General features: G+C 70.4%; 11 protein-coding genes. 6 read left to right on the top strand and 5 right to left on the bottom strand.

The features are described from left to right. Positions 1-35: 35 nt before the first annotated feature. The 5 genes from IE246_RS19680 to IE246_RS19700 are packed head-to-tail and all read right to left on the bottom strand — an operon-like array spanning position 36 to position 6,259. Positions 36-1,181, bottom strand: coding sequence for an acyl-CoA dehydrogenase family protein (locus IE246_RS19680; RefSeq protein WP_189992813.1), 1,146 nt, complete (start codon positions 1,179-1,181; stop codon positions 36-38). After that, complete coding sequence (locus IE246_RS19685; RefSeq protein WP_189992815.1) at positions 1,178-3,220, bottom strand: acetyl/propionyl/methylcrotonyl-CoA carboxylase subunit alpha; 2,043 nt, start codon at positions 3,218-3,220, stop codon at positions 1,178-1,180. Before IE246_RS19685 ends, IE246_RS19680 begins: the two co-directional genes overlap by 4 nt. Next, complete coding sequence (locus tag IE246_RS19690; protein ID WP_189992817.1) at positions 3,217-4,011, bottom strand: enoyl-CoA hydratase-related protein; 795 nt, start codon at positions 4,009-4,011, stop codon at positions 3,217-3,219. The genes IE246_RS19685 and IE246_RS19690 overlap by 4 nt, the downstream gene beginning before the upstream one ends. A gap of 34 nt (positions 4,012-4,045) precedes the next feature. After that, the gene (locus tag IE246_RS19695; RefSeq protein WP_189992819.1) at positions 4,046-5,650 is read right to left on the bottom strand and encodes an acyl-CoA carboxylase subunit beta; all 1,605 of its coding nucleotides are present in this window, start codon (positions 5,648-5,650) and stop codon (positions 4,046-4,048) included. Between the two features lie 3 nt (positions 5,651-5,653). Continuing rightward, a complete protein-coding gene (locus IE246_RS19700) occupies positions 5,654-6,259 on the bottom strand; it encodes a TetR/AcrR family transcriptional regulator (protein WP_189992821.1) in 606 nt (201 codons plus the stop codon). 115 nt (positions 6,260-6,374) lie between these two features. Here IE246_RS19700 and IE246_RS19705 point away from each other — a divergent pair, with 115 nt between their 5' ends. The 6 genes from IE246_RS19705 to IE246_RS19730 all read left to right on the top strand — a co-directional run bounded on the left by IE246_RS19705 (position 6,375) and on the right by IE246_RS19730 (position 12,797). Then, entirely contained in the window at positions 6,375-7,436 is a 1,062-nt protein-coding gene (locus IE246_RS19705; RefSeq protein ID WP_189992822.1) for a D-TA family PLP-dependent enzyme, read from the top strand. 197 nt (positions 7,437-7,633) lie between these two features. After that, positions 7,634-8,971, top strand: coding sequence for an ABC transporter substrate-binding protein (locus tag IE246_RS19710; protein WP_189992823.1), 1,338 nt, complete (start codon positions 7,634-7,636; stop codon positions 8,969-8,971). Positions 8,972-9,087: 116 nt separating this feature from the next. Then, entirely contained in the window at positions 9,088-10,020 is a 933-nt protein-coding gene (locus tag IE246_RS19715; protein ID WP_189992825.1) for a carbohydrate ABC transporter permease, read from the top strand. Further along, positions 10,017-10,946: a carbohydrate ABC transporter permease gene (locus IE246_RS19720; protein WP_229837392.1), complete on the top strand. Its 930-nt coding sequence runs from the start codon at positions 10,017-10,019 to the stop codon at positions 10,944-10,946. The genes IE246_RS19715 and IE246_RS19720 overlap by 4 nt, the downstream gene beginning before the upstream one ends. Before the next feature lie 55 nt (positions 10,947-11,001). Next, the gene (locus tag IE246_RS19725; protein WP_189992827.1) at positions 11,002-12,102 is read left to right on the top strand and encodes an ABC transporter ATP-binding protein; all 1,101 of its coding nucleotides are present in this window, start codon (positions 11,002-11,004) and stop codon (positions 12,100-12,102) included. 80 nt (positions 12,103-12,182) lie between these two features. Next, a complete protein-coding gene (locus IE246_RS19730) occupies positions 12,183-12,797 on the top strand; it encodes a hypothetical protein (protein WP_189992829.1) in 615 nt (204 codons plus the stop codon). Positions 12,798-12,900 lie beyond the last annotated feature (103 nt).

Raw genomic sequence — 12,900 nt, forward strand, 5'->3', positions numbered from 1 at the left:
AGAGCCGGGACCCACGCGCGGGCCGGCGCCGGGCGTCAGACCCGCTTCGCCACCTCCTCCAGCATTACCTCGGTCGCGCCGCCGCCGATCGCCTGCACCCTGGCGTCGCGGACCATGCGCTCGATCGGGGCCTCGCGCATGTAGCCGAAGCCGCCGTGGAACTGCTGGCAGTCGTACATCACCCGGTTCACCAACTCGCCGCAGTACGCCTTCACCATCGACACCTCCTTGACGCAGTCGCGCCCGAGGGTGTCCAGCCAGGCCGAGTGGTACAGCAGCTGGCGGCCGGCCTCGACCTCGGCCAGGCGCTGGGACAGGCGCTGGCGGATCGCCTGCTTGTCCCACAGGGTGCCGCCGAACGCCTTGCGCTGGCGCACGTAGTCGACGGTCATCTCCAGCGCCTTCGACGCCTCGCCGAGCGCCTGGGCTCCGAGCACCAGCCGCTCGTTCTGGAAGTTGCGCATGATCGCGTAGAAGCCGCGATGCACCTCGCCGAGCACGTTGGCGTCGGGCACGAAGCAGTCCTCGAACACCAGCTCGGCGGTGTCGGAGCTGCGCCAGCCCATCTTGTCGAGCGCCCGGCCGACCCGGAACCCTTCCATGCCCTTCTCGACGATGAACATGGTGACCGAGCGCGAGCGCGGATCTTCTGCGTCAGTCTTGGCGGCGACGAAATACAGGTTCGCGTTCACCCCGTTGGTGATGAACATCTTCGAGCCGTTCAGCAGCCAGCCGCCGCGGGTCCGGACCGCCCGGGTGCGGATGCCGGCGACGTCGGAGCCGGCGTCGGGCTCGGTCACCGCCACCGCCGTGATCAGCTCGCCCGAGACGATGCCCGGCATCCAGCGGTCCTGCTGCTCCGGCGAGCCGGCGTTGGCCATGTGCGGCGACGCCATGTCGGTGTGCACCAGCACGGTGATGGCGAAGCCGCCGAAGGTCGAGCGGCCCAGCTCCTCCGCCAGTACCATGGTCGCCAGCGTGTCCATGGCCGAGCCGCCATAGGCCTCCGGGTAGCGGATGCCGAGGAAGCCGAGCTCGCCCATCTTGCGCAGCACCTCGCGCGGCGTAGTGCCGTCGCGTTCCCACTGCTCGCCGTGCGGCAGCACCTCGGCCTCGACGAAACGGCGGATCTGGCGGCGCAGCTCGTTGTGCTCGTCGCCGAAATACGGGCTCTCGGTCATGCGGTCCTCCGGTCGGGCCCGCGGTCGTCCCCACGGTCGGCCCCCTGGGCGGAAATCTCGATCTCGATCAGCACGGTGTCGCCGTCGACGGCCTCGCCGGCGTGGCGGTGCACGGCGGCGACGGTGCCGGCGGCCGGCGCCTTCAGTTCCTGGAACAGCTTCATGGCCTCGACCACGGCGACGGTCTGGCCGGCGGCCACCACGTCCCCGACCGCGATCCGGACCTCGACCAGCTTGCCCGGCATCGGCGCGCGGATCCGGCTGTCACCGGCCGTGGCGTCGGTGTCGGCCGGCGCCCGGCCAGGACGGGTGAGCACGACCTCGGCGCCGCCCGGCAGCCACACCCGGTCGCCGTCGACCGTGAGCCGGACCCGGTGCCGGCGCCCGGCCTCCTCGTAGCTCAGCACGCCGTCGCACCACGACAGGTCGGTCGCGTCGAGGGCCGTGGCACCCGCGATCTCGACCCGGCGGCGGTTGCCGCGGCCGGCAAGCGTCGCCTCGTCCGGCGCGGCGCCGTCGACCGCGGCCAGCCAGTGGCAGGCGCCGCTGCGGCCGGCCGGCTCGGTCACCCGCCACGCCCCGAGCGACCGCCAGGGCGGCGCGGTTCCATTGCCGTCGCTCGACTGCGCGAGGGCGTGGGCCAGCACGGCCTCGCCGACGGCGCGGCAGCCGGGCGTCGGCGCGGTCCAGCCGTCCGGAAAGCTCTCGGCCAGCAGCGCGGTGGTGTGGCTTGCGGCGCGGAAGCGGTCGAGGTCGAGCACCTCGGCCAGGAACGCCCGGTTGGTCCGGATCCCGTCGACCCGCAGGCCGCCGAGGGCGCCGCGCAGCCGGCGGCGCGCGGTCTCGCGGTCGGCGCCGTGGGCGATCAGCTTGGCCAGCATCGAGTCGTAGTGCGGGGTGACGGTCGAGTCGTCGGCGATGCCGCTGTCGACCCGGATGCCGGGGCCGGCGGGTTCCAGATAACCGGTGATCGTGCCGGTCTGCGGGCGGTAGCCGGCGGCCGGGTCCTCGGCGGCGATCCGGGCCTCGATGGCGTGGCCGTCGCAGTGCAGCTCGTCCTGCCGGAAGCCCAGTTCCTCGCCGTCGGCGATGCGGATCTGCCATTCGACCAGGTCGATGCCGGTGACCGCCTCGGTGACCGGGTGCTCGACCTGCAGCCGGGTGTTCATCTCCAGGAACCAGGCCCGTTCGCGCTCGACGTCGTAGACGAACTCGACGGTGCCGGCGTTGCGGTAGCCGATGTGCCGGGCCAGGGCGACCGCCTGGTCCAGCATGGCCTGCCGGGTGGCGGCCGGCAGGTTCGGCGCCGGCGCCTCCTCGACCAGCTTCTGGTTGGCGCGCTGGACCGAGCAGTCGCGGTCGAACAGGTGCACGACGTTGCCGTGGTGGTCGGCCAGGATCTGGACCTCGACATGGCGGGCCCGCTCGATGCAGCGCTCCAGCAGCACGGTGTCGTCGCCGAACGCCGCGCGGGCCTCGCCGCGGGCCAGGGCCAGGGCATCGGCGAACGCCCCGACCCCGTCGACCCGACGGATGCCGCGGCCACCGCCGCCGGCGCTGGCCTTGATCATCAGCGGAAAGCCGATGCGGGCGGCCTCGACGGCCAGCACCGAGTCGTCCTGGTCGCGGCCGTGATAGCCCGGCACCACCGCGACGCCGGCCAACTCGGCCGCGACCTTGGCGGCGGTCTTCGAGCCCATGCGGGCGATCACCTCCGGGCTCGGGCCGACGAAGGTCAGCCCGGCCTCGGCGCAGGCCGCCGCGAAGCAGGCGTTCTCGGCCAGGAAGCCGTAACCCGGATGCACCGCGTCGGCGCCGGTGGCGCGGGCGGCGGCGACGATCGCGGCGACGTTCAGGTAGCTCTCGGCCACGGCGGCGCCGCCGATCCGCACCGCCTCGTCGGCGAGCGCCAGGTGCGGCGCGTCGCGGTCGGCGTCGGAGTACACGGCCACCGCGCGCAGGCCGAGGCCGCGGCACGCCCGGGCGATGCGGGCCGCGATCTCGCCGCGGTTGGCGATCAGGACCGAGCGGATGCTCATTTGCCGGACCGCCACGGCGGCAGCTTCTTCTCCAGGAAGCACCGCACGCCGGTGCGGCCGGGCTCGCTCTCCCAGCCGTCGGCCAGCCGGTCGGCGGTGTAGATCATGCTGTCGGCGATGGCGTGGCGGGCGACGTAGTCGATCAGCTTCTTGGTGTCGGCCACCGCATTGGGCTCGGCCTCCAGGTGGTCGGCGACGACGGCCTCGACCCGCGCGTCCAGGTCGGCCGGGTCGACCGCCTCGTGCAGCAGGCCGATGGCGGCGGCGCGGTCGGCGTCGAACAGGGCGCCGGACAGCATGGTGGCGCGGCTGTTGGCGACGCCGATGCGCTTGACCACGTAGGGCGAGATGTTGGCCGGGATCAGGCCGAGCCGCACCTCGGTCAGGCCGAAGCGGGCGCCGCGGGCGCCGACCGCCACGTCGCACACCGAGATCATGCCGACCCCGCCGCCATAGGCCGGGCCGTTGATCCGCCCGATCAGCGCCTTCGGCAGGCTGTACAGATCGAGCAGCATGCGGGCCAGCTCGCCGCTCTCGTAGATCTGCTCGGACCGCGAGCGCTCCAGGTTCCGGGCGAACCAGGTGATGTCGCCGCCGGCGCAGAAGCTCTTGCCGGTGCCGGTCAGCACCACGACGCGAACCTTGTCGTCGTTGCCGAGGGCGTCGGCGGCCCGGCGCAGCTCGGCGATCATGGTGTCGTTGAGGGCGTTGTGGCGCTCCGGCCGGGCCAGGGTGACGCGGGCGACGCCGCGGTCGTCGGTCTCGACGGTCAGGGTCTCGTACGTCGTCATGGGATCTCCGGGCGGGTGCTACGGGCGGCAGGGTCTACATGCGGAACACGGGGGTGCGGCGCGGCGGCTCGGCCGGCACGCCGCAGACGATCTCCAGGCACAGGCCCAGCACGTCGCGGGTCTGCGCGGGCTCGATGATGCCGTCGTCCCACAGCCGGGCGGTGGCGTAGTACGGGTCGCTCTGCTCGGCGTACTGGGCGCGCACCTTGCCCTCGATGGCGGCCAGCTCGGCGTCGGTGGCGGGCGCCGCGCCGTGCCGGGTGCGGCGCAGCTCCAGCATCACGTTGCTGGCGATGTCGGCCGACATGGTGGCGACCTCGGCGGTCGGCCAGGCGAACAGGAAGTGCGGGCGGAACCCGCGGCCGCACATGCCGTAATTGCCGGCCCCGTAGGAGCCGCCGACGATCACCGACAGCTTCGGCACGGTGGTGGTCGCCATGGCGTACACCATCTTGGCGCTGTGCTTGGCGATGCCGCCGCGCTCGGCCTCGGTGCCGACCATGAAGCCGGTGATGTTGTGCAGGAACAGCAGCGGGATGCCGCGCTGCTCGCACAGCGTGACGAAGTGCGCACCCTTCAGCGAGGCGGTCGAGAACAGCGGGCCGTTGTTGCCGAGGATGCCGACCGGATAGCCGTGGATGCGCGCGGTGCCGCACACCAGGGTCTCGCCCCATTCCGGCTTGAACTCCTGGAACTCGCTGGCGTCGACCAGCCGGGCGACGATCTCGCGGACGTCGTAGGGCTGCCGGCGGTCCTGGCTGACCACCCCGGTCAGCTCGTCCGGGTCGAACAGCGGCGGCCGGCTCGCCCGGCGGTTCGCCGGCTGGGTGCGGTGCAGGTTGAGCTCGCCGACGATGTCGCGGGCCAGCGCCAGGGCCTGCGGCTCGTCGGCTGCCAGGTGGTCGGACACGCCGGACACCCGGGTGTGCATGGCGGCCCCGCCCAGGGTCTCGCCGTCGACCTCCTCGTCGATCGCCACCTTGACGATCGACGGGCCGCCGAGATGGATGCGGGCGTTGCCGTCGACCATGATCACCTGGTCGGACAGCGCCGGGATGTAGGCGCCGCCGGCGGTGCAGCCGCCGAACACCACCGAGATCTGTGGCAGTCCCATGGCCGACATCCGGCATTGCCGGTGGAAGGTGTTGCCGAAGTGGTCGCGGTCCGGGAACACCCGGTCCTGCTCCGGCAGGTAGGCGCCGCCGCAGTCGACCAGGTACAGGCAGGGCAGCCGGTTCTGCTCGGCGATCTCCTGGGCGCGGATGTGCTTCTTGACGGTCTCGTGGAAGAACGAGCCACCCTTCACGGTGGCGTCGTTGGCGATGATCACGATCGGCTGGCCGGCGACCGTGGCGATGCCGGTGACGATGCCGGCGCTGTTCACGTCGCCGCCGTACAGCCCCCAGGCGGCCAGCGGCGACAACTCCAGGAACGGCGTGTCGGGGTCGATCAGGCGGTCGATGCGGTCGCGCACCAGCAGCTTGCCGCGGGCCTCGTGCCGGTCGCGCAGGTGGTCCGGGCCGCCGCGGATCGCCGTCGCCATGCGCTCGCGCAGCCGGGCCAGCAGGGCGTCGTAGCCGGCGGCGTTGGTCCGGAAGGCGTCGGAGCGGGGGTCGACGCGGCTGGTCAGCGGGGCCATGGCCTATGCCTCCGGTCGGCCGAGCAGGCCGTGCAAGGCCAGGTCGGCATAGCGCCGGGCCAGCCGGTCGACGTCGCCGCGCGCCGGGTCGAACCACTCCAGCGAGGCGTTCATGGCGCCCAGCAGGAACAGCCGGAAGGTGGCGGTGTCGACCGAATTGCGCACCGTGCCGGCGGCCCGGGCGCGGTCGATGATGGCGTCCCAGAGCGCCTCGTAGCGCTGCCGGGCCGGCAGGTTGGCCCGGCGGACCTCGGGCGGGAGCTGGCCGAAGATCCGGACGTTGGCCGAGGTGTAGTCCGAGTAGGCCAGGAACGCCTGCAGGTGCTGGCGGATCGCGGTCGTGAGCAGGCGCTCGGGCGAGGGGCCCTGCGGGAGCGCGGCGACCGCCCGCTCGACCGCCTCGTGCACGAGCGCGATGCCGATGTCGAGCACGGTGGCGACGATCTCGTCCTTGGAGCGGAAGTGGTAGTACAGGCTGCCGGCCTTCAGCCCGGCCTCGTCGGCGATGTCGCGCAGCGACACCCCGGCATAGCCGCGATCGCGGAACTGCCGGGCGGCGACGTCGAGGACGCGCTGGCGGGTGTCTTCGGCCTTCGAGATCGCAGTCATCTAACAAACGTTAGATAGATTTATACGGCAGGTCAACGGACTGCGAGACCCCGGCCGAGGCCGGCGCTACCATCGCCGCTTCCGTCGACTGCCGTTCGCCGCACCGAGAGGACCCATGACCGCTTTCGCCGACATCGACACCCCCGCCGTCCTGGTCGACCTCGACGTCGCCGAGGCGAACGTCAGCCGGTTCCAGGCCTATTGCGACCTGCACGGTTTCCGGAACCGGCCGCACATCAAGACCCACAAGCTGCCGGTACTGGCGAAGCTGCAGACCGCGGCCGGCGCCGCCGGCATCACCTGCCAGAAGATCTCCGAGGCCGAGGCGATGATCGCCGAGGGCGGCGTGACCGACGTGCTGCTGACCTACAACATCGTCGGGTCGGCCAAGCTGGCCCGCCTGCGGGCGCTGGCGGGCCGGGTGCGGCTGTCGGTGGTGGCCGACAGCGGGGAGGTCGTGAAGGGGCTCGGTGCCGCCTTCGCCGATGCGCCGGACCCGCTGACCGTGCTGGTCGAGTGCGACACCGGGGCGCACCGCTGCGGCGTCGCCTCGCCGGCGGCGGCACGCGACCTCGCGCTCGAGATCGAGGCGACCGACGGCCTGCGGTTCGGCGGGCTGATGACCTATCCGCCGGTCGGCGGGACCGCGGCGGTGCAGGCGTTCATGGTCGAGGCGACCGGGCTGTGCGAGGCCGCCGGCCTGCCGGTCGAGCGGATCTCGAGCGGCGGCGCGCCCGACATGTGGCGGGCCCACGAGGCGCCGATCGTCACCGAGTACCGGACCGGCACCTACGTCTACAACGACCGCTCTCTGGTCGAGCGCGGCGTATGCACGTGGGCCGACTGCGCGCTGACCGTGCTGGCGACCGTGGTGTCGGTGCCGGCGCCAGACCGGGCGGTGATCGACGCCGGCACCAAGGTCCTGACCTCGGACCTGCTCGGCCTCGACGGCCACGGCCACGTGCTGGGCCGCCCGGACCTGCGCATCGATCAGCTGTCCGAGGAGCACGGCCGGCTGGTCGCGGACGGACCGGTCGGGCTGCGCGTCGGGGATCGCGTGCGGATCGTCCCGAACCACTGCTGCGTCGTCTCGAACATGGTCGACAGCGTGGTGGCGGTCCGGGGCGAGCGGATCGAAGGGCCGCTGGCGGTGGCCGCCCGCGGCCAGGTCCGGTGACCGGCGCGGGCCCTCGACCGACGACCTAAAGCCGGGGTTCCGTCGATTTCCCCGTGGACCCGCCACGACACGTTATCTAACATATCAGGTATAAAATCTCAGAAAGCCCACCGATATCAATCTCCTAAGGGTTGTTTTCGGCAAAGGGCGTGGTCGTGCGCCGTGCAAGGCGGCGTCGCTCAGAGGAGGAAATCCCCATGACGAAAGTGAAGTTCAGCCGTCGCCAGGTGCTCGCCACCACGGCCGCGACGGCTGCCGCATTGGCCATGCCCTACGTCCGGGGCGCACACGCCGCCGGCAAGGTGACGGTCGGGTTCTGGGACCACTGGGTGCCGGGCGCGAACGACACCATGACCAAGCTCTGCCAGCAGTGGGCGGACAAGAACAAGATCGAGGTGCAGATCGACTACATCACCTCGCAGGGCCAGAAGAACCTGCTGACCGCCGCCGCCGAGATGCAGGCGCGATCGGGCCACGACATCCTCGCCCTGCCGACCTGGCAGCCGAACGACAAGGCTGCGGCGCTCGAGCCGGTCGACGACATCATGGGCGAGCTGATCAAGCAGAACGGCGACGTCAACGACACGGTCAAGTATCTCGGCCGCAAGGAAGGCCACTGGATCGCCGTGCCGGCGACCACCGGCAGCCAGTTCAAGGGGCCGTGCTCGCGCATCGACCTGCTGAAGAAGCACGCCGGCATCGACGTCCAGGCCATGTACCCGGCCGGCGCCGAGCCGCAGGCCGACGGCTGGGACATGGAGACCTTCGTGACCGCGGCGGAGAAGTGCGCCGCCGGCGGCAACCCGTTCGGCATCGGGCTCGGCGTCACCTCGGACTCGGTGGACGGGGTCGGCGCGTTCTTCAGCTCGTTCGGCGCCAACCTGGTCGACGAGAAGGGCGACATCCACGCCCGGTCGGACAGTGTCCGCGAGGTCATGGAGTTCATGAAGCGGCTCGGCAAGGTGCTGCCGCAGGACGCCGCGGCGTGGGACGACGCCTCGAACAACAAGTTCCTGGTGTCCGGCCAGGGCGCGATGATCCTGAACCCGCCGAGCGCCTGGGCGGTCGCCAAGCGCGACGTGCCGGCGGTCGCCGAGCAGTGCTGGACCCACGGCATGCCGAAGGGACCGGCCGGCCGCTACGGGCCGTACCTGCCGTATTTCTGGGGCATCTGGGAGTTCGGCACCAACAAGGCGGCGGCCAAGGACCTGCTGGTCCATCTGTCGCAGCCCGACAATGTCGGCCAGCTGGTGGCGGCCAGCGGCGGCTACGACCTGCCGTCCTTCGCCAACCTGACCAAGTTCGACACCTGGGCGAACGAGGCGCCGCCGAAGGGCACGCTGTTCCACTACCCGGATCCGTACCTGCAGCAGATCAAGTCGATCGCCGGGGCGCCGGCGCCGGCCAACATCGCCTTCCAGATCTACAACCAGGGGCTCCAGACCAAGATGGTGGTCCGGTACCTCCAGGGCGAGAAGCTGGACGACGTGCTGTCCTGGGCGGAGTCCGAGCTCGAGGGCTACAGCCGGACCTGATCCGGCCCGGCCGACCGGACCCGGGGGGCGGCGTCGCGCCGGTCGCGGCGCCGCCTCCTGGCCGCGGCGGCCACTCCAGCGGCGCCCCCGGTGTCGCCCGCACGAGGAGCCAAACCATGGTCGATACCGCGACGAAATCCGGCGCCTATGCCGGAGCGGCGCGCCCGCGTTCCAGCCTGAAGCGGCTGATGCAGCGCAAGTCCACGATCGCCTTCCTGCTGACGCTGCCGCTGATCCTGATCATCGCGTCGCTGGTGATCTATCCGGCGTTCTACGCGGTCCATCTCGCCACCCTCAGCAAGTCGATGACCAAGTTCGTCGGCTTCGGGAACTTCACCTTCCTGTTCAAGCGGGAGGTGTTCTGGATGGTGGTGCAGCAGTCCTGCATCTTCGCGATCAGCGCCGTCGTGTTCAAAGCCCTGATCGGGTTCTTCGTCGCGCACTTCATCCACGCCATCCCGACCAAGGGCCAGCGCAAGTGGCGGGGCATGCTGCTGGTGCCCTGGGTGATCCCGCCGGCGATGTCGACGCTGGCGTGGTTCTGGCTGTTCGATCCGTCCTACAGCGCCATCAACTGGCTGCTGGCGCTGTTCGGGATCGACCCGGTCCCGTTCCTCGGCAACCCGTACTGGGCCCGGTTCAGCGTGATCCTGGTCAACGTCTGGTTCGGCGCGCCGTTCTTCATGATCATGTACCTGGCGGCCCTGAAGTCGGTGCCGGAGCAGCTCTACGAGGCGGCGGCGATCGACGGTGCCAACTGGTGGCAGCGGCTCTGGTACATCACCCTGCCGATGATGCGGAACATCATCTCGATCACCGTGATGTTCTCGCTGATCGTCACCTTCGCGAACTTCGACATCGTCCGGGTGCTGACCGCCGGCGGGCCGATCGACAAGACCCATGTGTTCGCCACCTATGCCTTCCTGCTCGGCATCCAGGGCGGCGACATCCCGCTGGGTGCGGCGGTGTCGCTGTTCATGGTCCCGATCCTCGGGATCTCGGCGATCTTCATCCTGCGTGACGTAACCAAGCGGGGGAACGAGGCGTGACCGCGACGGCAACCTTCGAGAAAGACCGCCGGGACCGGGGCGGGCCGACCCGGCCGGTTCGCCACGGCAGCATGAGCCGCGACCGCAAGCGGGCGCTGTTCTGGTCGTACTTCTTCCTGATCCTGTTCGTGATCTTCTTCCTCACGCCGCCGATCTACATGTTCATCACGTCGCTCAAGTCGAGCACCGAGATCGCCGGGGCGACCAATCCCTGGTGGGTGTTCGACCCGACGCTGGCGAACTACGAGGCGTTGCTGACCTCGTCCGAGTTCCTGACCTTCATCCTGAACTCGGCGATGGTGTCGGTGCTGGTGGTGTCGATCACCATGGTGGTCAGCGTGATGGCGGCGTTCGCGCTGTCGCGCATGCGGTTCTGGGGCTCGGCCACGCTCGCGACCGGGATCTTCCTCTGCTACCTGATCCCGGAGACCCTGCTGTTCATCCCGCTGTTCAAGATGTTCGCGGTGGTCAACGAGTTCACCGGCATCCAGCTGCTGAACAAGTGGTACGTGCTGGTGCTGGTGTACCCGACCCTGACCGTGCCGTTCTGCACCTGGATCATGATCGGCTACTTCGCCAGCATCCCGAAGGAGCTGGACGAGGCCGCGCTGATCGACGGCGCCACCTACCTCCAGACGCTGACCAAGATCTTCATCCCGGTGGCGCTGCCCGGCATCATCGCGGCGACGATCTTCGCGTTCACCGTGTCGTGGGCGCAGTTCCTGTATCCGCTGGCCTTCACGACCTCGTCCGACCAGCTCGTTCTGCCGGTCGGGATCGTGACCACGCTGATCAAGGGCGACGTCTACAACTGGGGGCAGATCATGACCGGCGCGCTGATCGCCGCCGCCCCGCCGCTCGTCATCTACGCCTTCCTGATGGACTACTACATCGCCGGACTGACCGCCGGCGCCACCAAGGGCTGACGAGGTTCCTCCCGCCCGCCCCGCCCCTGCCCGTTCGACATACCGGAGACCGTTCATGTCCCAGGTGACGCTGCACAAGGTCGTCAAGAACTACGACGAGACTCCCGCCGTCCGCGGCATCGACCTCGACATCGCCGACAAGGAGTTCGTGGTGCTGGTCGGCCCGTCGGGGTGCGGCAAGAGCACGACCCTGCGGATGATCGCCGGGCTCGAGGACATCACCGACGGCGAGATCGTGATCGGCGGCGACGTGGTGAACGACGTGCCGCCGAAGGACCGCGACATCGCCATGGTGTTCCAGAACTACGCGCTCTATCCGCACATGACGGTGTTCGAGAACATGTCGTTCGGTCTGCGCCTGAAGCGGGTCCCGAAGGACGAGATCCGGCAGCGGGTCGAGAGTGCGGCGCGCATCCTGGACATCTCGGAGCTGCTCGACCGCAAGCCCAAGCAGCTGTCCGGCGGCCAGCGCCAGCGCGTCGCCATGGGGCGGGCGATCGTCCGCGACCCCAAGGTCTTCCTGTTCGACGAGCCGCTGTCCAACCTGGACGCCAAGCTGCGCGTGCAGATGCGCACCGAGATCAAGAAGGTGCACCAGAAGGTCCGGACCACCACGGTCTATGTCACCCACGACCAGGTCGAGGCGATGACGCTGGCCGACCGGGTCGTGGTCATGAATGCCGGGCTGATCGAGCAGGTCGGCACCCCGAACGAGCTGTACCACCACCCGCGGACCCGGTTCGTCGCCGGCTTCATCGGCTCGCCGGCCATGAACTTCGTGCCGTGCCGGCTGGAGGAGGCGTCGGGCGCGCTGCGGATCCTGCTGCCGGGCGGGCACGCCTTCCCGGTCCCGGCCGAGCGCACCGAGCGCTACCGACGGCATGCCGGAAGCGCCGACCTGGTGTTCGGCCTGCGCCCCGAGCACGTCACCGAGACCCACCGCAACGTCGAGCCCAACCAGGAGGCGTTCGAGGTGACGCTCGAGGTGACCGAGCCGATGGGCATGGAGACCCTGGTGTACTTCCAGCTCGACGGCGCCGAGGTCTGCGGCCGGGTCAATCCGGCGGCCGGGGCCGAGGCCGGGCAGCCGATGACGCTGCTCGCCGACCTCAACCACATGCACCTGATCGACGGGACGTCCGGCCTGGTGCTCTGAGGGAGGCGCGGTCGCTCCAGGGTTGAAGGGGCGCCGGGTCGTCGATACCGTCTCCCCGCACCGAATGCGGGGGAGCGGGGATGTCGAGACGACTGTGCGTGTTGCTGTGCGCGAGCGTGCTCGTGGCCGGCTGTGCCGGGCGCACGGCCGTTCCGGTGTCGGCGTATCAGCCGAACGACAACCGGATGTCCTGCCGGGAGGTCGACAGCGAGATCCAGCGCAACAACGAGGCGCTGCGGGTCCGGGTGCAGGAAGGGGCCGAGACCGAGAAGCGCAACATCGCCGTCGGGGCGGCCGCCATCCTGCTGTTCTGGCCGGCGGCGTTCGCCATGGACTTCAAGGACGCGGCCGGGACCGAGGCGATGTCGCTCGAGCAGCGCAACGCCACCCTGACGCAGCTGGCGGCGAAGCAGCGCTGCCGGACGACGCACGCGATGACCGTCGCCGAGGCCGAGGCCGAACGCGTCGCCAGGGAGGTCGCCGAGCGTCGGATGTCGGAGGAGAACAAGGTCGCCGGGGTGACGACGCCGACCGATCCGCGGCTGCGTCAGGCGGGCCAGCCGACCGCGACCGCCGTCCGCCAGGCCTCGGCGACGGAACCGGGCCTCGACCGCAGCCGGTTGCGCGACCTGATGGGCCGGTTCCTGCGCGGCGAGATCAGCAAGGCCGAGTACGAGCGCCTGCGCGCCGGCTGACGCCCCGACGGCGGCGCCGGTTCAGAACACCAGCTGGTCGTCGCCGCCGGAGCCGCCGATGACGATCTCGCCGCGGTCGGCCAGGTCCTTGGCCGACTGCACC

It is taken from the genome of Thalassobaculum fulvum (genome assembly GCF_014652915.1).
Lineage (GTDB): Bacteria > Pseudomonadota > Alphaproteobacteria > Thalassobaculales > Thalassobaculaceae > Thalassobaculum_A > Thalassobaculum_A fulvum.